The organism is Pseudomonas guariconensis, from assembly GCF_024127895.1.
GTDB classification, from domain to species: Bacteria; Pseudomonadota; Gammaproteobacteria; order Pseudomonadales; family Pseudomonadaceae; genus Aquipseudomonas; species Aquipseudomonas guariconensis_B.
This window is the reverse complement of sequence record NZ_JAMYBK010000018.1, coordinates 1-20,758: the sequence shown is the minus strand read 5'-3', so window position 1 is coordinate 20,758 and position 20,758 is coordinate 1. Positions and strand designations below refer to the sequence as shown.

At 64.2% G+C, this 20,758-nt stretch carries 19 protein-coding genes; 14 read left to right on the top strand and 5 right to left on the bottom strand.

All coding sequences use genetic code 11. The features are described from left to right. Positions 1-212: 212 nt before the first annotated feature. Positions 213-1,037 carry a shikimate 5-dehydrogenase gene (locus tag NJF35_RS17595; protein WP_225790344.1) on the top strand — a complete coding sequence of 275 codons (825 nt, stop codon included), beginning with the start codon at positions 213-215 and terminating at the stop codon, positions 1,035-1,037. A gap of 35 nt (positions 1,038-1,072) precedes the next feature. Here NJF35_RS17595 and NJF35_RS17590 read toward each other — a convergent pair whose 3' ends face one another. The 3 genes from NJF35_RS17590 to NJF35_RS17580 form a co-directional block, all read right to left on the bottom strand. Next, positions 1,073-1,321 carry a hypothetical protein gene (locus NJF35_RS17590; protein WP_225790345.1) on the bottom strand — a complete coding sequence of 83 codons (249 nt, stop codon included), beginning with the start codon at positions 1,319-1,321 and terminating at the stop codon, positions 1,073-1,075. 94 nt (positions 1,322-1,415) lie between these two features. Further along, the gene (gene gloA, locus NJF35_RS17585; RefSeq protein WP_225790346.1) at positions 1,416-1,943 is read right to left on the bottom strand and encodes a lactoylglutathione lyase; all 528 of its coding nucleotides are present in this window, start codon (positions 1,941-1,943) and stop codon (positions 1,416-1,418) included. Positions 1,944-2,167: 224 nt separating this feature from the next. Further along, positions 2,168-2,530 (bottom strand): histone-like nucleoid-structuring protein, MvaT/MvaU family, encoded by a 363-nt coding sequence (locus tag NJF35_RS17580; RefSeq protein WP_225790363.1) that lies wholly within the window; start codon positions 2,528-2,530, stop codon positions 2,168-2,170. A 360-nt stretch (positions 2,531-2,890) separates the two neighbouring features. Here NJF35_RS17580 and NJF35_RS17575 point away from each other — a divergent pair, with 360 nt between their 5' ends. Together NJF35_RS17575 and cobF are read left to right on the top strand one after the other, a co-directional pair. Then, positions 2,891-4,180, top strand: coding sequence for an OprD family porin (locus tag NJF35_RS17575; protein WP_225790347.1), 1,290 nt, complete (start codon positions 2,891-2,893; stop codon positions 4,178-4,180). Between the two features lie 63 nt (positions 4,181-4,243). Beyond that, positions 4,244-4,987 (top strand): precorrin-6A synthase (deacetylating), encoded by a 744-nt coding sequence (gene cobF / locus NJF35_RS17570; protein WP_225790348.1) that lies wholly within the window; start codon positions 4,244-4,246, stop codon positions 4,985-4,987. On the opposite strand, the gene NJF35_RS17565 is transcribed toward cobF, so the two are convergent. Continuing rightward, positions 4,959-6,275 carry a glycosyltransferase gene (locus NJF35_RS17565; protein ID WP_225790349.1) on the bottom strand — a complete coding sequence of 439 codons (1,317 nt, stop codon included), beginning with the start codon at positions 6,273-6,275 and terminating at the stop codon, positions 4,959-4,961. The genes cobF and NJF35_RS17565 overlap by 29 nt on opposite strands. A gap of 71 nt (positions 6,276-6,346) precedes the next feature. After that, positions 6,347-6,697 (bottom strand): response regulator, encoded by a 351-nt coding sequence (locus tag NJF35_RS17560; protein ID WP_225790350.1) that lies wholly within the window; start codon positions 6,695-6,697, stop codon positions 6,347-6,349. Positions 6,698-6,943: 246 nt separating this feature from the next. On the opposite strand from NJF35_RS17560, the gene NJF35_RS17555 reads away from it, so the two are divergent. The 11 genes from NJF35_RS17555 to NJF35_RS17505 all read left to right on the top strand — a co-directional run. After that, positions 6,944-10,417, top strand: coding sequence for a response regulator (locus NJF35_RS17555; RefSeq protein WP_225790351.1), 3,474 nt, complete (start codon positions 6,944-6,946; stop codon positions 10,415-10,417). Further along, positions 10,414-11,235, top strand: a complete 822-nt coding sequence (locus NJF35_RS17550; protein WP_225790352.1) for a CheR family methyltransferase — start codon at positions 10,414-10,416, stop codon at positions 11,233-11,235. Before NJF35_RS17555 ends, NJF35_RS17550 begins: the two co-directional genes overlap by 4 nt. Then, entirely contained in the window at positions 11,232-11,807 is a 576-nt protein-coding gene (locus tag NJF35_RS17545) for a chemotaxis protein CheB (RefSeq protein ID WP_225790353.1), read from the top strand. Before NJF35_RS17550 ends, NJF35_RS17545 begins: the two co-directional genes overlap by 4 nt. Next, positions 11,801-13,027, top strand: a complete 1,227-nt coding sequence (locus tag NJF35_RS17540) for a hybrid sensor histidine kinase/response regulator (RefSeq protein ID WP_225790354.1) — start codon at positions 11,801-11,803, stop codon at positions 13,025-13,027. Before NJF35_RS17545 ends, NJF35_RS17540 begins: the two co-directional genes overlap by 7 nt. 44 nt (positions 13,028-13,071) lie before the next feature. After that, positions 13,072-13,449 carry a response regulator gene (locus NJF35_RS17535; protein ID WP_225790355.1) on the top strand — a complete coding sequence of 126 codons (378 nt, stop codon included), beginning with the start codon at positions 13,072-13,074 and terminating at the stop codon, positions 13,447-13,449. Positions 13,450-13,488: 39 nt separating this feature from the next. Beyond that, positions 13,489-14,388 (top strand): LysR substrate-binding domain-containing protein, encoded by a 900-nt coding sequence (locus NJF35_RS17530; protein WP_225790356.1) that lies wholly within the window; start codon positions 13,489-13,491, stop codon positions 14,386-14,388. Positions 14,389-14,470: 82 nt separating this feature from the next. Continuing rightward, a complete protein-coding gene (locus NJF35_RS17525; protein ID WP_225790357.1) occupies positions 14,471-15,388 on the top strand; it encodes a hydroxymethylglutaryl-CoA lyase in 918 nt (305 codons plus the stop codon). A 39-nt stretch (positions 15,389-15,427) separates the two neighbouring features. Beyond that, on the top strand, positions 15,428-16,627 hold the full coding sequence (locus tag NJF35_RS17520) for a CaiB/BaiF CoA transferase family protein (RefSeq protein ID WP_253091341.1): 1,200 nt from the start codon (positions 15,428-15,430) through the stop codon (positions 16,625-16,627). Between the two features lie 61 nt (positions 16,628-16,688). Next, positions 16,689-18,011 (top strand): MFS transporter, encoded by a 1,323-nt coding sequence (locus NJF35_RS17515; RefSeq protein WP_225790358.1) that lies wholly within the window; start codon positions 16,689-16,691, stop codon positions 18,009-18,011. Between the two features lie 165 nt (positions 18,012-18,176). Continuing rightward, on the top strand, positions 18,177-20,450 hold the full coding sequence (locus NJF35_RS17510) for an FdhF/YdeP family oxidoreductase (RefSeq protein ID WP_225790359.1): 2,274 nt from the start codon (positions 18,177-18,179) through the stop codon (positions 20,448-20,450). 205 nt (positions 20,451-20,655) lie between these two features. After that, positions 20,656-20,758 (top strand): transposase (locus NJF35_RS17505; RefSeq protein WP_410896958.1); only part of this gene is annotated, 103 nt, incomplete at its 3' end.

The window sequence follows — 20,758 nt, the reverse complement described above, 5'->3', positions numbered from 1 at the left end:
TTGGCCCTACCTTACGGAGCCATCGGCGCGTTTTGAAATCAACTTCCTCGATAGTGATCATTGCTTTTATCAACGATCGCCAGCGCAGTGGGTGTCCCCATGATGACAGCGGTGACCGTCAAGCGAGTAGCGGGTGCAGGGTAAAGGTTGTGTAAGGATGGCAGGCACTCTCTGTTACGCTGCATGAACGATTCAGCGAGAAGGAACAGGCAATGGCCATCCCACCCAGCAGAGACACCGTCCTGTGCATTTCCCTGGCCGGGCGGCCCGGCACCTTCGGGGTACGCTTTCACAACCACCTCTACCAGCAGTTGGGCCTGGACTATTACTACAAGGCCATGACCACCCAGGACCTGCCGGCGGCGGTGGCGGGCATCCGGGCCCTGGGTATTCGCGGTTGTGGCGTGTCGATGCCCTACAAGGAAGCCTGCATGGCGCTGGTCGACGAGATCGACCCGTCGGCGGCGGCGATCGAATCGGTCAATACGCTGGTCAATAGCGACGGCCATCTGAAGGCGTACAACACCGACTACCTGGCGGTGCGCCAGTTGCTTGCACGGCATGAGGTCGATCCGGGTACCGCGTTTGCCTTGCGTGGCAGCGGCGGTATGGCCAAGGCGGTGGCCAGCGCGCTGCGGGACGCCGGGTTCCGGGAAGGGATCATCGTCGCCCGCAATGAGCAGGCCGGGCGGCAATTGGCGGATGTTTGCGGTTATCGCTGGCAGGCCGAGCTGGACGACCTGTGCCCGCCGATGTTGGTGAACGTCACGCCGATCGGCATGGCGGGCGGGCCCGAGGCGCAGCAGCTGGCGTTTCCGGAAACTGCCATCGCGGCGGCCGAACGGGTATTCGACGTGGTCGCGATGCCGGCGCGCACGCCGTTGATCGCCCGGGCCGAGGTGTTGGGCAAGCCGGTCATCACTGGGTTGGAGGTCATTGCCCTGCAGGCGCTGGAGCAGTTCGTGCTGTACACCGGGGTGCGTCCGACGCAGGCGCAGGTGGACGCCGCGGTGGTCCATGCCCGGGGGCAGGATTGACGGGGCCGCTGTGCGGCCCCCCGGTTCACCAAGGCTCAGAAGGCCTTGCGATGGCCATCCAGCTGCTGGTCGACCAGCCACCGCCCATGGGCGAGCGCCGCATGCTGGGCATTTTCCAGGTCGCAGAGAAACGCCATCTTCAATGGCAGCGCGATGCGCCTGCTGGTGTGCCCTTCCGGGTCGGTGATCCGGCAGCCGGCGGCATAGGGCAGGGGGGAGTCCGGGTGAGCCATCACGCTGGCGGTGATGGTGTGGTCGCGGTATTCACAGTGAAGGGTTTGCATCGTCCTTACCTCGCTGTGGCTTGGAAGCGGTCATTTCCATATACCACAGCGAGGGGCCGGGAGTTCCCGGCCCGACGAGCGTACCGCGCAGGTTTCAGCCCTGGAGTTCGCCAGGCTGGATGATTTCCACCCAGTAGCCGTCCGGGTCCTTGATGAAGGCCAGGTGCTTCATGCGGCCATCGCTCAGGCGCTTCTGGAAGGGGACTTCCAGGGCTTCGAAGCGCTCGCAGGCTGCGCGCACGTCCGGCACCGAGATGCAGATGTGGCCGAAGCCGCGCGGATCGGTGTTGCCGTCGTGGTAGGCGAACTCGGGGTCGTTCTCGGTGCCGTGGTTGTGGGTCAGCTCGAGCACGCCAGGGATCGACTTCATCCATTGGTGGCGCTCGGCGTCGTCGGCCGGGATCCGGGCCGGGTCGACCAGAGCCAGGAAGTACAGGCTGAAGGCCGCTTCCGGGAAGTCGCGCTTGTCCACCAGGCTGAAGCCCAGGACACGTGTGTAGAAGTCCAGGGACTTCTCGATGTCCTTGACCCGCAGCATGGTGTGGTTGAAGACGAAGTTGGCGGTGGCGGCGTCCGGCTGGGCGGTGACGCCGGGCAGGGTTTGCAGGTCGTGCAGGCTCATGGGTACTCCAGGAACGGGGCTGGGCCGTGAGGCGCCAGCGGTAAAGACAGGTGCGTCATGATACGGCAGTCAGGTGGGCGCGCAAATGAAAACGCCCTGCACGAAGGCAGGGCGCTGGAATTAGAGGCCCGCATGTGCGGGCGCGTGATGGGGTCGCTAGTCCTTTAGCTGGTTCGATACTGGACCAGCCGCTGTGAAAAAAGTGTGAAGTGTGTGTTGATGTTTCATGAGCGCACCCAACTTTCCACGGTCTTGGCGCCGTACTGTTCTTTCCAGGCCTTCAAGCCACGATGGTTGCCGCCTTTGGTCTCGATCAGCTCGCCGGTGTGCGGGTTCTCGTAGACCTTCACCACCCGCGGGCGGCGTTGCTGTTTCGGCGGTGTGCCCGGGGCCTTGGCCGCCTGCTTCGGATCGAGGATGGCAATGATGTCGCGCAGGCTCTTGTCATAGCTCTTCATCAGGCCGAGTAGTTTCTGCTCGAATTCGATTTCGCGTTTCAGGCCGGCATCCTTTTTCATCGCTTCCAGTTGCGCCATCTGCTCCTGAAGCGCTTTTTCGGCAGCACGAAACTCTGCAAGTCTGGACACTGTCATCACTCCTGTAAGTCTGCCGTGGCATGACGTGACGAACATTGAAAAGCAATAAACGCCGGCCACGCGGTGGGGAAAAACTGTTCGCTGATAATGAGTGTAGTAGTCGTCGGCTAGTGGGTAAACCGCAAACTTTCAATTCATTATCCGGGAACTTTGCTAGTTTTTCGCGCGGTATTGGCCAAGGTGCGCGGCATGCCCTGCCAGGGTGTCTAGACCATGGTCCAATGGCCTGTCGTAGAGCGCCCGGGCGATCATAGCAGATGATGGCAGGGATCTTTTCCCGCAGTCTTGCAGTCCCGGGGGCAAACTGCGCTCCCGGTTGGTATTCGCCCTTCTTTTCGGATGTCCCCTCGCATGTTTGCCCCCTTTCCTCTGGCCCCTGGGCGCCGTGTTGCCGGCCTGTTCTTGCTGTGCGCCGCTATCGATGCCCAGGCCGCCGGTTTTCTTGAAGACAGCACGGCCAAAGTCGAAGCACGCACTGTCTATTTCAACCGGGATTTGCGTGATGGCCACAGCAGTTCCAGCCAGGGCGCATCGAAACGTGAAGAGTGGGCGCAGGGTTTCATCCTCGATGTTCGCTCCGGTTATACCCAGGGCCCACTGGGTTTCGGCGTGGATGCCCTGGGCATGGCCGGCTTCAAGCTCGACTCCAGCCCGGCAGACAGCAACAGTGGGCTGTTGCCCTCCAGTGGCCATGACCCGCGCCGTTCCGCCGACGAATACGCCAAGCTGGGCGTGGCCGGCAAGCTGAGGCTGTCGCGCACCGTGCTGCGTTATGGCTCGATGATGCCGGACATGCCGCTGCTCAAATACAACGATGGCCGCCTGCTGCCAACCCTGTTCCACGGTGCCATGCTGACTTCGCAGGAGGTGCGCGACCTGAAGCTCACCCTGGCACGCCTGGACAAGTACACCGCACGTGACTCCACCGACCGCCAGGACATTCGCGTCCACTGCAAGAACAAGCGCTACGCCTGCGGCATCGAGGCCGACCACTTCGACCTGGCCGGCCTCGACTACCGTTTCAATGACCGCCTCAGTGCCCAGTACCAGGTGGCGAAGCTGGAGAACATCTATCGCCAGCACTTCCTCGGCCTGGTGGCCAGCCAGCCGTTGACCCTGGGTAGCCTGGTCGCCGACCTGCGCCTGATCAAGAGCGACGACATCGGCAACGCCCGCGCCGGAGCGATCGACCACCGCGCCTTCAGTGGCATGCTCGGCTACAACCTGGGTGGCCACAAGGTCAGCGCCGGCTGGCAGCGCATGTACGGCGAGAGCGCGATGCCGTACCTCGACGGCAGCAATCCGTACCTGGTCAACTACGCCCAGGTCAACGACTTCGCCGCGGCCCAGGAGCGTTCCTGGCAACTGCGCTACGACTACGATTTCAAGGCTCTCGGCGTGCCGGGGCTGACCTTCTTCACCCGCTACATCAACGGCGACCATATCCGCGTGCCAGGCAGCACCGCCGAGGGCCGGGAGTGGGAACGCGACACCGAGCTCAAATACCAGGTGCAGGGTGGCACCTTCAAGGACCTCAGCGTGCGCCTGCGCAACTCCACCTACCGCAGCAACTACGCACAATGGGCGCGGGACATGGACGAGACGCGGATCATCGTTAGCTACAACTTCTCGATTTTGTAGGACGCTTTACCCGATGCGGGCGGACGGTCGACAATGGCCGCTGGTTTGCGGACGGGCGGGGCGATGAAACAACTCCTACTGATTGGCATCGGGCCAGGCGATCCTCGCCAGGTCACCTTCGAAGCGGTGGACGCGCTGCGGCGCGCCTCGGTGTTCTTCGTGCTGGACAAGGGCACCGACAAGGATGAGCTGGTGCGCCTGCGCAAGGCCATCCTCGAGCGCTACCGGCCGCAAGGTGGTTACCGCCTGGTGCAGGTCGAGGACCCGCGTCGCGATGGCCAAGCGCCGGACTATGTCGGTGCGGTGCAGGACTGGCACCAGCAACGTGCCGCCCTGTATGCCCGCCTGCTGGAGGACGAACTTGGCGTCGAGGATGTCGGCGCCTTCCTGCTGTGGGGCGAGCCGGGGCTGTACGACAGCACCCTGCGCATCCTCGACCTGGTCCGTGAACGGGGTGTGGCGCTGCGCCTGGAGGTGATTCCGGGGATCAGCAGCGTACAGGCCCTGGCGGCGCGTCACCAGATTCCCCTCAACCGTATCGGCGAGCCGCTCACCGTGCTGCCGGGCCGGCGCCTGGCCGGGCAGGCGCGTATCGACAACGTGGTGGTGATGCTCGACGGCCAGTGTGCCTTCGCCGAACTCGACGACCCGGGGCTGACGATCTACTGGGGCGCCTACCTGGGCAGCGCCGACGAGATACTCATCGCCGGGCCCCTGGTGGCGGTCAAGGCGCAGATCCTCGAGGCCCGCGAGCAGGCGCGGCGGCGCAAGGGCTGGATCATGGACACCTATCTGCTGCGGCGCTAGTGGCCTGCACGTCGGCCAGGCGGTTCTTCGCCTCGATCCATTGGGCCATGTACTGGGTGCTCTTGTGCTGGTGATGGCGCAGCATGGCGCCGGTGAAGTTGTACAGGCGCTGCTCGGCCAGGTGCGCCAGGCTGTGTTCGATCCGCTCGACCAGGGCCGGGCCGTGGCGACGCTGGTCGTAGCGCGCCTGGAGCAATGGCGCGCAGGCAGCTTGCGCCTGCTGCCAGGCTGCTTCGTCGCTGTACAGACGCACGGCGGCCTCGGCCAGCCCTTCGGCGGTGCTCGCCACCGCGCCGGGCCAGGGCAGTGGGCCATGCATGGCCTCGGCACCGATCGGCGTGGTCACGCTGGGTGTGCCGCAGAGCATGGCGTCGGTCAGCTTGCCCTTGATGCCGGCACCGAAGCGCAGCGGCGCGAGGCAGATGCGCGCGGCGCTCATCACCGCCAGGGCATCCTCGGCCCAGTCCTGCACATGGAAGCCTTCGCGCGGGTTGTGCAGGGCCGTGGCCTTGGGTGGGGTATAGGCACCGTACAGATGCAACTGGGCGTCGGGCAGGCGCCGGCGGATCATCGGCCAGAGGTTGTGCTTCATCCACAGCACCGCGTCCCAGTTCGGCGCATGGCGGAAATTACCGATGCTCAGGAAGTGCTGGCGTTCGGCGTACGGGCGCAGGCTCTGGGTGGCCGGGTCGAGCATCAGCGGGCACCAGTGCAGCAGGTAGTCCGGCACGCCGAAGCCGTTGACCAGCAGGTCGATCTCCACGTCGGAGATGATCAGCGACAGGTCGCTGCGGTAGATCGCCGCCAGTTCCCGCTGGGTCAGGTCGGCCGGCGCCATCTGGCGGAACAGGTCGGGGCCGCTGGTGTTGAACAGGGCGCGGAAATCGTTGGGGTCCAGGCCCTCCACCAAGCGCCGGCGCAGCAGCTGGTGGCGGGCCTCGCGCAGGCTCTGCAGGTCGGAGGTCTCCAGGACGCGCAGGGCCTGCGGGCAATGTTTCGCCACCCGCCAGCCGAACTGCTCCTCCATCATGAAACGGTCGAACAGCACGACGTCCGGGGCCAGGTCGACGACGAAGCGGTCGAAGCTTTCATCGTTGAGGGCGATGGCCTGTTCGGCGATACCCAGCGCGGCGAGGTCGGCCTTGTGCTCGCCGACGCTTGCCGGGCTGGCGAAGGTGATGCGCCAGCCGTGGGCCAGGAAGCTTTCGAGGATCTGCATCATGTGCCCGCCGGCGGCGGAGGAACGAGGCTCGGGCCAGACGTAGCCGATGACCAGGACGTGGAGCATGGGGGAGGGCCTTGGGGGTCAAAAGGTGCTATTTAATCATGAGTCGATGGGAATGGCCCTGTCCCCGCACCTCACGGCGTACCCAGTATCCCCACCACCTTTTCACGCAACTGCTCGATGCTGAACGGCTTGCCGATCAGGTGCATGCCCGGCGGCACCTCGACGCTTTCGGCATAGCCGCTGGCGAACAGCACCGGCAGTTGTGGCCTTGCCTGCCGCGCCCGGGCCGCCAGTTCCTCGCCGCGCATGTCTGGCAGGCCCACATCGGTCATCAGCAGGGCCAGGGGCTGCCCGGGATCCTCGAGGATCTCCAGCGCGGCAGTGGCGCTCGCTGCTTCGATGGCCGTATAGCCCAACTCGTCGAGCACTTCGACCATCAGCATGCGTACGATGTCGTCGTCTTCGACTACCAGAAGTTGCATGATCCGGGGTCCTGTTCAGGGAAAAGGGGATTTCTACTCAGTGCCTGCGGCGCTGGCAGAAGTTCCCCCAGCATAACGATCGGCACCTTTCCAGGGAACGATTGGCGCAGGGTACCTTCAAATACTGGCTAAGTGCCCTGTCAGACCTGGCAAAGCTGGTTAGACTCGCTATGAAGCCAGTGGGCGCAGCGGCAGGACCTGCCCACCAGGCCCTTCAATGGACTTTTTTCGCTCAGGCGTTTTCAGATGATTCAAGCAGCCTCGATGGATCAGCAAAGCTTTCGCAAGCTGTTGAGCCGCAACATCGGTCTCCCCCTGGGGGTGGGCCTGCTGGGCGCCGTGGCCTTCGTCGCGGTGATCAACTACCTGCTCTCGGCCATGCAGTGGGTCGAGCATACCGATCAGGTGATCGGCAATGCCAACGAGACGGTCAAGCTTTCGATCGACATGGAAACCGGCATGCGCGGTTTCCTGATCACCGGCGACGAGCGCTTCCTCGACCCGTACGAGGTGGCCAAGCCACGCATCTTCAGCAGCCTGCAGAGCCTGCGCGCCATGGTGGCGGACAACCCGCAGCAGGTCGAGCGCATCGACCGGCTGATCGCCTTGCAGCGCGCCTGGAACGACTTCGGCGGCGCCATGATCGCCCTGCGCCGCAACCAGGGCGACTACCAGAGCAGCATTGGCAACGGCCAGGGCAAGCGCCTGACCGACGAGATCCGCAAGGAGTTCGACGATCTCATCGCCAGCGAGCAGCAACTGCGCATGACGCGCAATGCGACGGTCAACACCGTCACGATGACGGCCATCAGCGTCTTCGTGGCGTTGATCGTCGCCCTGACCGGGCTGCTGGCGTACTTGGGCCGGCGTGACCTGCTGGCGCTGTCCGACAGCTATGTCGACAACCTGCAGGCCCAGCAGCGCGCGGCCGAGCGGCTGGAGCAACAGGCCTGGCTGCGCAACGGCCAGACCCAGTTGGCCGAGCAGGTGCTGGGCCAGTTGACCCTGCCCATGCTCGGCGACAATGTCTTGCGTTTCTTCGCCAGCTACCTGGGCAGCGTAGTAGGGGCCTTCTACATACGCGACGAGCAGGGGCATCTGGTTCGGGTAGCCAGCTATGGGCTGGATGCCGAGGAACAGGCCCGCGAGCAACGGCTCGGCAGCCAGGAAGGGCTGCTGGCCCAGGCGGTTCGCCAGTCGCGCCTGCTGCGCCTGGACGATCTGCCGCAAGACTACTACCGCCTGAGCTCCGGCCTGGGCAGCGGCCTGCCACGCAGTGCCTTGCTGATGCCGCTCAGCGATGACGGCCAGGTCAATGGCGTCATCGAGCTGGGCTTCTTGCGGCCGTTGCACGAACGCGACGGCGAGCTGTTGCAGCAGGTCGGCGGCAACTTGGGCATTTCCATCGAAACCGCCCGCTACCGCCAGCGTCTGCAGGAGGTGCTGGCCGAGACCCAGCAGCTCAACGAAGAGCTGCAGGTCCAGCAGGAAGAGCTCAAGACCGCCAACGAGGAACTGGAAGAACAGTCGCGGGTGCTCAAGGAGTCCCAGGCCCATCTGGAGACCCAGCAGGCAGAGCTCGAGCAGACCAACGAGCAGTTGGCCGAGCGCACCGAGGCCCTGGACCGCAAGAACAGCGAGCTGAACCAAGCCCAGCTGGAATTGCAGGCTCGCGCCGAGGACCTGCAGCGCTCGAACAGGTACAAGTCCGAGTTCCTCGCCAACATGTCCCACGAGTTGCGCACGCCGCTCAACAGCTCGCTGATCCTGGCCAAGCTGCTGGCCGAGAACGCCGAAGGCAACCTCAGCGAGGAACAGGTCAAGTTCGCCGAGTCGATCTACTCGGCCGGTAACGACCTGCTCAACCTGATCAACGACATCCTGGACATCGCCAAGGTCGAGGCCGGCAAGCTCGAGGTACGTCCGGAGCCCACCCAGCTCGAACGCCTGGTAGAAGGGTTGCAGGCCATGTTCCAGCCCCTGGCCCAGGACAAGGGCCTGGCCTTCAAGGTGCAGGTCGAGCCGCAGGTGCCGGCGACCTTGTTCACCGACCGCCAGCGCCTGGAGCAGATTCTCAAGAACCTGTTGTCCAACGCCATCAAGTTCACCGAGCACGGCCAGGTCAGCCTGGACATCAGCCAGCAGGCCGGGCAGGGCATCGTCTTCACCGTGCGCGACAGTGGCATCGGCATCGCCGCCGACCAGCAGCAGGCGATCTTCGGCGCCTTTCACCAGGTCGACGGCACCAGCAACCGCCGCTATGGCGGCACCGGCCTGGGCCTGTCGATCTCCCGCGACCTTGCCCACCTGCTCGGCGGACACATCAGCGTCGACAGCAGCCCTGGCCAGGGCAGCGTGTTCAGCCTGGTCCTGCCGGCGCGTTACGAGGCACCGGAGGAACAGGACCACGCGCACAGCCCGCGACCTGACGCCGATGAACCGCCGGCACCGCTGACGATGCCGGTGCCCGTGCCCGTCCAGGCGCCACGCCAGGCCCCGGCATTCGCCGACGACCGCGAGCGAGCGCCGTTCACCCGGCGCTGCATCCTGGTAGTCGAGGACGAGCCGAACTTCGCCCGTATCCTTTTCGACCTGGCCCACGAGCTGGGCTACGACTGCCTGGTGGCCCAGGCCGCCGACGAAGGCTTCGCCCTGGCCGTGCAATACACGCCGGACGCCATCCTGCTCGACATGCGCCTGCCCGACCACTCCGGGCTCACCGTGCTGCAGCGCCTCAAGGAGCAGGCCTCGACCCGCCACATCCCGGTGCACATCCTCTCGGTGGAGGACCGCGTCGAGGCGGCCATGCACATGGGCGCGGTGGGCTATGCGGTCAAGCCCACCAGCCGCGAGGAGCTCAAGGACGTGTTCGCCCGCCTGGAAGCCAAGCTCACCCAGAAGCTCAAGCACATCCTGCTGGTGGAGGACGATGACCTGCAGCGCGAGAGCATCGCTCGGCTGATCGGCGACGACGACATCGAGATCACTGCCGTGGCCCTGGCCCAGGACGCCCTGGCGCTGTTGCGCGAGCACGTCTACGACTGCATGATCATCGACCTGAAGCTGCCGGACATGCTCGGCAACGAGCTGCTCAAGCGCATGACCTGCGAGCAGATCCGCGCCTTCCCGCCGGTGATCGTCTACACCGGGCGCAACCTCACCCGCGAGGAAGAGGCCGATCTGCTCAAGTACTCGCGCTCGATCATCATCAAGGGCGCGCGCTCGCCGGAGCGCCTGCTCGACGAGGTCACCCTGTTCCTGCACAAGGTCGAGTCGCAGCTGTCCCACGAGCGCCAACGCATGCTCAAGACCGCGCGCAGCCGCGACAAGGTCTTCGAAGGGCGCAGGATCCTGCTGGTGGACGACGATGTGCGCAACATCTTCGCCCTGACCAGCGCCTTGGAGCACAAGGGCGCCATCGTCGAGATCGGCCGCAACGGGCGCGAGGCCATCGAGCGCCTGGAGCTGCACGAGGACATCGACCTGGTGCTGATGGACGTGATGATGCCGGAGATGGACGGCTACGAGGCGACCCGGCTGATCCGCCAACAGCCCCGCTGGCGCAAGCTGCCGATCATCGCCGTGACCGCCAAGGCGATGAAGGATGACCAGCAGCGTTGCCTGCAGGCCGGTGCCAACGACTACCTGGCCAAGCCGATCGACCTGGACCGGCTGTTTTCCCTGATCCGTGTCTGGCTGCCGCAACTGGAGCGAATTTGACTAGCGAACGTAACACCGATATCGAGATCCGGCTGCTGATCGAGGCGATCTACCTCAAGTACAGCTACGATTTCCGCGATTATTCCGGCGCTTCGATCAAGCGCCGGATCCTGCATGCCTTGCGCCAGTTCGACTGCCGTACGGTGTCGGCGCTGCAGGAGCGGGTGCTGCACGACCCGGGCATGTTCATGCAGCTGCTGCAGTACCTGACGATCCCGGTCAGCGAGATGTTCCGCGACCCGGGGCACTTCCTCGCGCTGCGCAACGAGGTGGTGCCGCTGCTGCGCACCTGGCCGTCGCTCAAGGTATGGATCGCCGGTTGCAGCACGGGCGAGGAAGTCTATTCGATGGCCATCCTGCTGCACGAGGAAGGCCTGCTCGAGCGCACCATCATCTATGCCACCGACATCAACCCGCACTCGCTGGAAAAAGCCAAGCAAGGCATCTACTCGCTGCAGGACCTGCACAAGTATGCCGAGAACTACCGCAAGGCCGGTGGGCGTCGCGACTTCTCCGAGTACTACACCGCCGCCTATGGCAACGGGATCATGGACGCCAGCCTGCGCGACAACGTGACCTTCGCCGACCACAGCCTGGCCACCGACAGCGTGTTCTCCGAGACCCAGCTGGTGTCTTGCCGCAACGTGCTGATCTATTTCAACAAGGACCTGCAGGACCGCGCCCTGGGCCTGTTCCACGAGTCGTTGTGCCACCGCGGCTTCCTGGTCCTGGGCAGCAAGGAGTCGGTGGACTTTTCCGCCTACGGCGAGCGTTTCGAGGCGCTGGTACGGCCCGAACGGATCTACCGCAAATCATGAACGGTGTAGAGGCGGTGGTCATCGGCGCTTCGGCCGGCGGTGTCGCGGCGCTGTTCAAGGTGCTCGGTGCCTTGCCGCCGGGGTTCGGCATCCCGGTGCTGTGCGTGTTGCACCTGCCTGACGACCGCCACAGCCAGCTGGCCGAGGTGCTGCAGCGGCGCCTGCACCGGCCAGTGCGCGAGGCCCGTGACAAGGAGCGCATCGCGCCGGGGCTGATCTACGTGGCCGGGCCTGGCTACCACCTGTCGGTGGAGCGTGACCTGACCCTGTCGCTGAGCCAGGAAGAGCCGGTGCATTTCTCCCGCCCGGCGATCGACTTCCTGTTCCAGTCGGCGGCCGATGCCTATGGCCCCGGTTTGCTTGGCGTGCTGCTCACCGGTGCCAACGAAGACGGTGCCCAGGGGCTTGCCTGCATCAAGAACAGCGGGGGCCGGACCGTGGTCCAGGACCCCCGCGACGCACAGGTCGCGCTGATGCCGGAGGCCGCACTGGCCCTGCATCGGCCCGACCATATCCTTTCCCTGAACGGTATCGGGCAACTGCTCGCGACCCTGGAACCCTGCGCATGCTAAGCCATATCATCGCCAAACTGCTGATCGTCGACGACCTGCCGGAAAACCTGCTGGCCCTCGACGCCCTGATCCAGGGTGCGGATCGCGAAGTGCACAGGGCCCAGTCCGCCGAGCAGGCATTGTCGCTGATGCTCGAGCATGAGTTCGCGCTGGCCATCCTCGATGTGCAGATGCCGGGCATGAACGGCTTCGAGCTGGCCGAGCTGATGCGCGGTATCGAGAAGACCAAGAGCATCCCGATCGTCTTCGTCAGCGCCGCCGGGCGGGAGATGAACTATGCCTTCAAGGGCTACGAGAGCGGCGCGGTGGACTTCCTGCACAAGCCTCTCGATACCCTGGCGGTGAAGAGCAAGGTCTCGGTGTTCGTCGACCTGTACCGCCAGCGCAAGGCCCTCAATCGCCAACTGGAAGCCCTCGAGCACAGCCGCCAGGAGCAGGAGCAGTTGTTGGCCCAGCTGCAGGTGGCGCGCAGCGAGCTGGAGCATGCGGTGCGCATGCGCGACGACTTCATGTCGATCGTCTCGCACGAGGTGCGCACGCCGCTCAATGGCCTGATCCTCGAGACCCAGCTGCGCAAGATGCACCTGGCCAGGGGCAACCTCGCGGCCTTCACCGAAGACCGCTTGCGCGCCATGGTCGAGCGTGACGAACGGCAGATCAACAGCCTGATCCGGCTGATCGAGGACATGCTCGATGTGTCGCGGATACGCACCGGCAAGTTGTCGATCCGCACCCAGCCGTTCGATCTCGGCCACCTGGTACGGGGGTTGGTCGAGAACTTCGCGGCCCAGGCCACCGCCCTCGACACCCACATCGAACTGGAGCGCTGCGAGGCATTGCCGGGGGAGTGGGATGAGTTCCGCATCGAGCAGGTGGTGGCCAACCTGTTGTCCAATGCCCTGCGTTATGGCGAGCGGCGGCCGGTACGGGTGCGGGTGTTCGAGGCGCACGGCATGGCCTGTGTGCAGGTTCAGGACCAGGGCATCGGCATCAGCGCTGCTAACCAGCAACGGATCTTCCAGCAGTTCGAGCGGGTCGCTGCGCAGCAGGCCAGTGGCGGCCTGGGGCTTGGCCTGTACATCTGCGAGCAGATTGTCCAGGCTCACGGCGGGCGTATCCAGGTCGACAGTGAGGAGGGCAAGGGGGCGACCTTCAGCCTGTACCTGCCGCTGGCGACGGCACGGCGAGAAAGCGACCAGGCGCAGGCAACCTCTGCGTGAGCCTGGGGTCAGATAGCCAACCTGTTGAATTGCAAGGCGCTGCCATGAGTGAAGATGCACAAGATGTCGTATTGATCGTCGAGGACGAGCCGGCGATTCGCATGATCCTGCGCGATTACCTGGCAGGCGAGGGCTACCATGTGCTGGTGGCCGAGGATGGCGAGCAGGCCTTCGCCATCCTTGCCAGCAAGCCGCACCTGGACCTGATGGTGACCGATTTCCGCCTGCCGGGCGGGATCTCCGGCGTGGATATCGCCGAGCCGGCGGTCAAGCTGCGGCCGGACCTGAAGGTGATCTTCATCAGCGGTTATCCGGCGGAAATCCGCGATTGCGGCAGCCCTATCACGCGCAAGGCGCCGATCCTGGCCAAGCCGTTCGACCTCGATAACCTGCGCGAACAGATCCAGGAATTGTTGCGCTGATGATGACACCGGGCCTGGGCAAGGCCCGTTAGGAAGACCATGTGGCAATTTGATCCGGTATCGCTCAGGCTCTTCATCGCCGCGTGCGAGGAGGGCAGTATCGCGGCGGCCGCGGCACGGGAGTTCATCGCGCCTTCAGCGGTGAGCAAGCGGATCTCGGACATCGAGTCGGCCTTCGCCACCGCGTTGCTGGTGCGCGGCAAGAAAGGCGTGGCGCCCACCCCGGCCGGGCAAGCGTTGCTCCGCCATGCACGAAAGTTCATGCGCGACATCGAGCGCCTGCAAGGCGAGCTGAGCGAATATGCCGAAGGTGCTCGCGGCCATGTGCGGGTGCTGGCCAACGTGTCGTCGCTCATGGAGTTCCTGCCCGAAGAGCTCGCCCGCTTCCTGGCCGAGAACGAACATATCCAGGTCGATGTCGAGGAGCGGTTCAGCTCGGATGTGGTACGTGGCATCGAGGAAGGGCAGGCCGATATCGGCGTCTGCCGCAAGTCCATGGCCGAAGGCGACCTGGAGTTCCATCCGTACCGCAGCGACCACCTGGCGGTCGTGGTCAATGCCCGCCACCCCCTGGCGGGCCGTGAAAGCCTCAGCTTCGTCGAGACGCTGGATTTCCATCACCTCAACATCTCGGCCTTTTCCACGCTCGGTACCCAGATGCAGAAACGGGCCCGTGCGGCGGGCAAGGACTTGCAGTACCGAACCTGCGTATCGTCCTTCGATGCGGCGCTGCGCCTGGTGGCCGCAGGCATGGTGCTGGCCATCTTTCCCCGCGAGGCGGTGGCGCGGTATGTGGAGCTGTTCGGGCTGCGAGTCATTCCGCTGACCGATGACTGGGTCACGGACGAGTTCGTCATCTGCGTGCGGGACAGCGCGAGCCTTTCGCTTGCGGCCAGGCGCCTGCTCGATCATCTCTTGGCCACACCTGTTTCCGCATAGGCAAGCGGCACCGCCAAAAACGTCTTTTCCGCGCTTTGCGAGCTCCTTAGGCTGGCAGCACTTCCTCTCGCCTGGGGCCGGCATGAACCACATCACCTTGAACGAAGTCGGCATGCGCGATGGCTTGCAGAGCCTTCGCAGCATCATGCCCACCGCCGCGAAGCTGAAATGGATCGACATGGCCTACGAGGCCGGTGTGCGGCACATGGAGGTCGCATCGTTCGTGCCCGCCAAGCGCCTGCCGCAAATGGCCGATGCCGACGCGGTCGTCGCCCATGCCCTGGCCTTTGCGGACCTGACCGTCACGGTGCTGGCGCCCAATCTGCACGGGGCACAGGCCGCGCTCGCCTCTGGCGCCCAGCGCATCATCGTGCCGGTGTCGGTCAGTGCCGCCCACAGCCTGTCGAACGTGCGCCGTAGCCCGGAGCAGATGGTCGAAGCGTTCGCCCGCATGTGCGAGCTGCGCGACCAGGCAGGCCATCCGGTGACGATGATCGCCGGCATGTCGACCGCCTTCGGCTGCACCTTGCAAGGGCAGGTTCCCCTGCATGACCTGCTCGCGTTGACAGCGAAGGTCGTGCAGGCCGGTTGCGACATCGTTTCCCTGGCCGATACCACCGGCCACGCCACCCCGGGCCAGGTCGAGCGAACGCTGCAGGCGGTGCGAGCCGTTGCCGGCGACAAGCTGCGCTCGGTGCATTTCCACGATACCCGCGGGCAGGCCCTGGCCAACTCGCTGGTGGCTGTCCAGCACGGCATTCGTGAGCTGGATGCGTCCCTGGGCGGCATTGGCGGGTGTCCGTTCGCCCCGGGGGTGTCGGGTAACGCCGTCAGCGAAGACCTGGTGTTCATGCTCGAGGGCATGGGCTTTCGAACCGGTATCGACATCGAGCGCTTGCTGGCGTGCCGGAAAGCCGTCGAAACCTCGCTGCCTGGCGAACAGCTGCATGGCCACCTCGCACGTGCCGGCCTGCCCAGGCGCGTTCCAACCTTTGCTTGATTTCACTTGGGCGTGAAGGCCTGTAACGGAGTGCATCCGATGTCAACGCTGCCGCTTGAAGGGATTCGTGTCGTCGAGCTGTCCCACATGGTGATGGGGCCTGCGTGCGGCATGGTATTGGCTGACCTGGGCGCCGAGGTGATCAAGGTCGAACCGCTGAAAGGGGATGGCACGCGGCACCTTCCCGGGGCGGGCGCGGGCTTTTTCAGGATCTTCAACCGCAACAAGAAGAGCGTCGCCGTCGACCTGGGCACGACGGCCGGCCAGGAAGCGATCCTGGCCCTGGTCGATAGCGCCGACGTGTTCATCGAGAACTTCAAGCCCGGGCGCATGGCCGGGTTCGGCCTGGACTACGACACGCTTCACGCGCGTAACCCCGCGCTGATCTACGTGTCCCACAAAGGCTTCCTGAAGGGCCCTTACGAACATCGCCTGGCATTGGACGAAGTCGTGCAGATGATGGGCGGGCTCGCCTACATGACCGGCCCCGCGGGGCAACCGCTGCGTGCGGGCAGTTCGGTGAACGACATCATGGGCGGCATGTTCGGCGCCATTGGCGTTCTCGCCGCCTTGCATGAGCGAAACCGGACGGGCAGAGGCAAGGCGATCCAGAGCGCCCTGTTCGAGAACTGCGTGCTGCTTTGCGCCCAGCACATGCAACAGTATGTCGTGACCGGCCAGGCGCCTGCGCCGATGCCCAGCAGGATCAGCGCCTGGTCGATCTATGACGTTTTCAGGTTCGCAGGCGATGAGCAGATGTTCGTCGCGGCAACCGGCGATAGGCAATGGGCTGCGCTGTGCAGGGTCCTGGGCCAGGAAGCGCTGCTGGACGATCCCAGCCTTGCGACCAACACGGCGCGTGTGGCGCAGCGCCCCCGGCTGCTCGCCCACCTGGCCGAGATCTTCGCCACCCTGGATGCCCAGGCGCTGGCGGTGCAACTGGAGCGCAATGGCATTCCGTTCGCGGCGATTCGTAAGCCCGAGGAACTGTTCAACGATCCCCACCTGCAGGCCAGCGGTGGCCTGGCCACGTTGCAGTTGGACGACGGTTCGCATACCGAAGTGCCGTTGCTGCCGCTGAGCTTCGATGGGAGGCGTTTCGGGCCTCGTCTTGCATTGGCGCGCGTGGGCGAACATACCGTCGAGGTCATGCGAGGCCTGGGGTATGACCATACCCGGATCGAGGGGCTGCAGGCGGCCGGTATCTTCAGCGCCGCCAACGAGCCTGATGCCGTTTAACTGACCGGCATTGGGAAAAGGACTTTTCATCTCGAACAATTAGAAAAACCGGAGAAACCCCATGGTCACCGTTACCAACGCTTCGGCCCAGCAGGCCTCGGGCGAGGATCATCTGAAAGAGTTGCTGCTCTACCGCCGGGTGGCCTGGCGCATCGTCCCGCTGGCCATCATCTGCTTCCTGTTTTCCTATTTCGACAGGATAAACATCAGCTTCGCCAAGACGCAGATGCAGGCCGAACTGGGGCTGAGCGATACGGCCTATGGCCTGGCCGCGAGCATGTTCTTCATCGGCTACGTGCTGTTCGAGGTACCCAGTGGCCTTGGCCTGAGGAAGTACGGTGCGCCGGCCTGGATCTGCCGCATCATGATCTCGTGGGGGCTGGCGACGGCTGCCCTGGTGTTCGCGTATTCGCAATACACCTTGTACTTCCTGCGCTTTCTCATCGGGGTCATGGAGGCAGGGTTCGGCCCGGCCATCCTGTTCTACATGGCGTGCTGGTTCCCCAAGAAGCAGCTGGCCGGCATCAATGGGATCTGGTTCCTCGCCATCCCCCTCTCCGGCGCTGTCGGCGCGCCGCTCGCAGGGCTGGTGCTCAACGGCATGGACGGTTTCCTGGGGTTGGCGGGGTGGCACTGGCTGTTCGTGCTCTCCGGCCTGCCGTGCTGCCTGATGGGGCTGGTCGTGCTGTGGAAACTGGACCGGGATATCCAGTCCGCCAAGTGGCTTTCCCAGGAAGAAAAGGACCTGCTGCAAAAGAATGTGGAAGCTGGGCGTGACAAGGTGCCCGAAAGCCATTCCTCGTTCTGGAGGGTGCTGGTGACGCGCGAAGTGGCGGTTTTCGCGTTCGTGTACTTCGGCATCAAGATGGCGAGTTATGGCCTGAACTTCTGGATGCCGCACCTGATCGCCCAGTCGGGCGTCAAGGACATGCTCCATGTCGGCATGCTGACCGCCTTGCCTTACGCGGTCGCCTGCGTTGGCATGCTATGGATGACGCGGCGATCCGACCGTACAGGGGACCGCAAGTCCTACCTGATGCTGTGCATGCTGGCGTCCACGGTCGGTTACCTACTGGCTTGCTGGTTCTTCGACAGCCCGGTCATATTGATGGCGGCCCTGGTGCTCGCGACCGCAGGGTCGTTCATCGCGATACCGATCTTCTGGTGCCTGCCCCAGTCGACGTTTTCGGGCATCGCCATCGCCAGTGCCGTTGCCGCGGTGAACTCCATGGGGCAACTGAGCGGCATGATCGCCCCGGCCATGGTGGGCTTGATCAACGACCTCACCGGGCAGACGTACATGGGCATGCTGGCGATCGTGCCGGTGTTGATCGCCAGTTGCTATGTGCTGGCGCGCTATGTGCGCAATCCTGCAATGGGCTGATGCCTGCCGCGGCCAACTGGGTTCATTTGCCTTTCTTCATCGAGGTTGTATCTTTTTACTGTTCTTGAAACATCAGCGGTATTGCCAGCGACCCCGCTATAACAGCGGTTGATAATCCAACTATCGACTTATAGCGTTATCGGATAAGTCGTGTAGGGGGTGACCATGGCGAATCGACGCAAGGTACCTGGTGTTCGCAACTACGATGGCCCGGCGGGAGGCTGGGGCGCACTCAAGGCGACTGCAACGGCGGTACGAGAGCAGATGGACACGCTCAAGGCGCCTATCACCCTCATGCGCACCAACCAGCCGGACGGTTTCGATTGCCCAGGGTGCGCCTGGCCGGACAAGGAGCATCGCTCGACCTTCCAGTTCTGCGAGAATGGCGCCAAGGCCGTGACCTGGGAGGCGACCAACAAGCGCGTCACCCCGGAGTTCTTCGCCAACCACCCGGTCGCCACCTTGCTCCATCGCACGGACTACGAGCTGGAAGATCTCGGCCGGCTGACCCACCCGATGGCCTACGACCGGGCCAGCGATACCTACAAGCCGGTCGAATGGGAGCAGGCATTCGCCAGGATCGGCGAGATACTCCGTGGCCTGGAGCCGAACCAGGTCGAGTTCTATACCTCCGGCAGGGCGTCCAACGAGGCGGCCTACTTGTACCAGTTGTTCGCCAGGGCGCTGGGCACCAACAATTTCCCGGACTGCTCGAACATGTGTCACGAGCCCACCAGCGTGGGCTTGCCGCGTTCCATCGGCATGGGCAAGGGGTCGGTGTCGCTGGATGACTTCGAGTCTTGCGAGCTGGTGATCTCGATCGGCCACAACCCCGGGACCAATCATCCCCGCATGATGGGGACCCTGCACGAAGTGTCGCGACGCAAGGTGCCGATCATGGTCTTCAACCCGCTTCGCGAGCGCGCGTTGGAGCGCTTCGCCGACCCGCAGAACATGATCGAGATGGCTACCTACGGCTCCACGCGGATCGCCTCGACCTACTTGCAGGTGAAGGCCGGCGGTGATGCGGCGGCCATCAAGGGCGTGATGAAATCGCTGCTGGAGTTGGAAGACGCTGTCGGGGGTGTGCTCGACCATGAATTCATCGAGCACCACACCAATGGTTTCGATGCGCTGAAAGCCGACCTGCTGACCACCGCCTGGCCAGACATAGAACAGGCCAGCGGCCTGAGCAAGGCGCAAATGGAGAAGGTGGCTGCAGCCTATGCCAAGTCCAACGCGACCATCGTCACCTATGGCATGGGCATTACCCAGCACAACGAGGGGACGGCCAACGTCCGGTTGATCTGCGACCTGCTGATGCTGCGGGGGAATTTCGGCAAGCCTGGCGCGGGGATCTGCCCGCTGCGCGGCCACTCCAACGTCCAGGGCAACCGGACGGTGGGCATCACCGAGAAGCCCTCCGCCAGCTTTCTGCGGAAGATCGAAGAGGTATTGGGCTTCAAGCCGCCAACCGCGCATGGCCACGACGCCGTGCAGGCCATGCAGGCGATGATCGCCGGCACCTCCAAGGCACTCATCTGCCTGGGCGGCAACTTCGCCGTGGCGCTGCCTGACCCGGGCCAGTGCTTCCCGGCCATGGGCAAGCTGGACCTGAGCGTGCACATCGGCACCAAGCTCAACCGTACCCACTTGCTGGTCGCCAAGGAAACCTTCCTCTTCCCGTGCCTCGGCCGCACCGAGCTGGATGTGCAAGGGGGCGTGCGCCAGTCCATCACCGTCGAGGACTCCATGTCGATGGTCCATGCCTCGGCCGGCAAGTTGAATCCCGCCTCCGAGTTCTTGCGCTCGGAACCGGCGATCGTGGCGGGCATGGCCCACGCGACCCTGCCTGACAGCCCCGTGCCCTGGCTGGCGCTTGCCGCGGACTACGACAAGATCCGTGACCTGATCGAGAAGACCATCCCGGGCTTTGACGACTACAACGAGCGCATCCGTGTTCCCGGTGGGTTCCGCATGCCGCTGCCTGCCACGGAGCGGGTGTGGATGACACCTTCCGGAAAGGCTGAGTTCTTCGTCTTCCCAGGGCTGCATGAAGACAAGGAAGTCGATGGCGACGATGTCTTGCGCTTGATCACCCTGCGTAGCCATGACCAGTACAACACCACCATCTATGCCATGGATGACCGCTACCGCGGTGTGTTCGGCCGGCGCGATGTGCTGTTCATGAACCCGGCGGACCTGGAGGCGCGTGGCCTGGCCCATGGCGACCTAGTGGACATCGAGACGGTCTCCCATGGCAGGAAGATGCGCTATGAGCGAATCACGGCCATCGAGTACAAGATCTCTGCTGGCTCGGTGGGGGCGTACTATCCGGAGGCGAACCAACTGGTGCCACTGGATTATATCGACGTGGACAGTGGCACGCCGTCGTACAAGTCGGTGCCGGTGCGGGTGATGCGTTCGGAGCTCAACTGAGCGAAGTGCTTTCGGTTGGTGGGGCAACTGCCATTAGGGCCGCTGCGCGCCCCTCGAGTTCGGCGCTATCCTGTGGGAGCCTGCTTGCCGGCGATGGGGCGCGCAGCGGCCCTAGGCTCTGTATGAAAACCTTTGAAACGCCACCAGAGCCGCTGAAAGCCTGATTTTCCGTAGAGTTCTCACCTTTTAGGCGAAGCATTCTGCCATGCCCAAGCGATACGAACTTTCCGACGCAGACTGGGAAATAGTCGCCGATCTTTTTACTGCCCCTCGGCGTACCGGACGCCCAAGAGCTGATGATCGCCTGA

Bases quoted from the DNA above. Each gene is read 5' to 3' on its own strand.
- NJF35_RS17535 (WP_225790355.1), top strand. From the start codon at position 13,072: ATGAGTGAAGATGCACAAGATGTCGTATTGATCGTCGAGGACGAGCCG.
- gloA (WP_225790346.1), bottom strand. From the start codon at position 1,943: ATGAGCCTGCACGACCTGCAAACCCTGCCCGGCGTCACCGCCCAGCCG.
- NJF35_RS17595 (WP_225790344.1), top strand. From the start codon at position 213: ATGGCCATCCCACCCAGCAGAGACACCGTCCTGTGCATTTCCCTGGCC.
- NJF35_RS17575 (WP_225790347.1), top strand. From the start codon at position 2,891: ATGTTTGCCCCCTTTCCTCTGGCCCCTGGGCGCCGTGTTGCCGGCCTG.
- NJF35_RS17590 (WP_225790345.1), bottom strand. From the start codon at position 1,321: ATGCAAACCCTTCACTGTGAATACCGCGACCACACCATCACCGCCAGC.
- NJF35_RS17515 (WP_225790358.1), top strand. From the start codon at position 16,689: ATGGTCACCGTTACCAACGCTTCGGCCCAGCAGGCCTCGGGCGAGGAT.
- NJF35_RS17525 (WP_225790357.1), top strand. From the start codon at position 14,471: ATGAACCACATCACCTTGAACGAAGTCGGCATGCGCGATGGCTTGCAG.
- NJF35_RS17565 (WP_225790349.1), bottom strand. From the start codon at position 6,275: ATGCTCCACGTCCTGGTCATCGGCTACGTCTGGCCCGAGCCTCGTTCC.
- NJF35_RS17530 (WP_225790356.1), top strand. From the start codon at position 13,489: ATGTGGCAATTTGATCCGGTATCGCTCAGGCTCTTCATCGCCGCGTGC.
- NJF35_RS17560 (WP_225790350.1), bottom strand. From the start codon at position 6,697: ATGCAACTTCTGGTAGTCGAAGACGACGACATCGTACGCATGCTGATG.
- NJF35_RS17545 (WP_225790353.1), top strand. From the start codon at position 11,232: ATGAACGGTGTAGAGGCGGTGGTCATCGGCGCTTCGGCCGGCGGTGTC.
- NJF35_RS17540 (WP_225790354.1), top strand. From the start codon at position 11,801: ATGCTAAGCCATATCATCGCCAAACTGCTGATCGTCGACGACCTGCCG.
- NJF35_RS17555 (WP_225790351.1), top strand. From the start codon at position 6,944: ATGATTCAAGCAGCCTCGATGGATCAGCAAAGCTTTCGCAAGCTGTTG.
- cobF (WP_225790348.1), top strand. From the start codon at position 4,244: ATGAAACAACTCCTACTGATTGGCATCGGGCCAGGCGATCCTCGCCAG.
- NJF35_RS17520 (WP_253091341.1), top strand. From the start codon at position 15,428: ATGTCAACGCTGCCGCTTGAAGGGATTCGTGTCGTCGAGCTGTCCCAC.
- NJF35_RS17510 (WP_225790359.1), top strand. From the start codon at position 18,177: ATGGCGAATCGACGCAAGGTACCTGGTGTTCGCAACTACGATGGCCCG.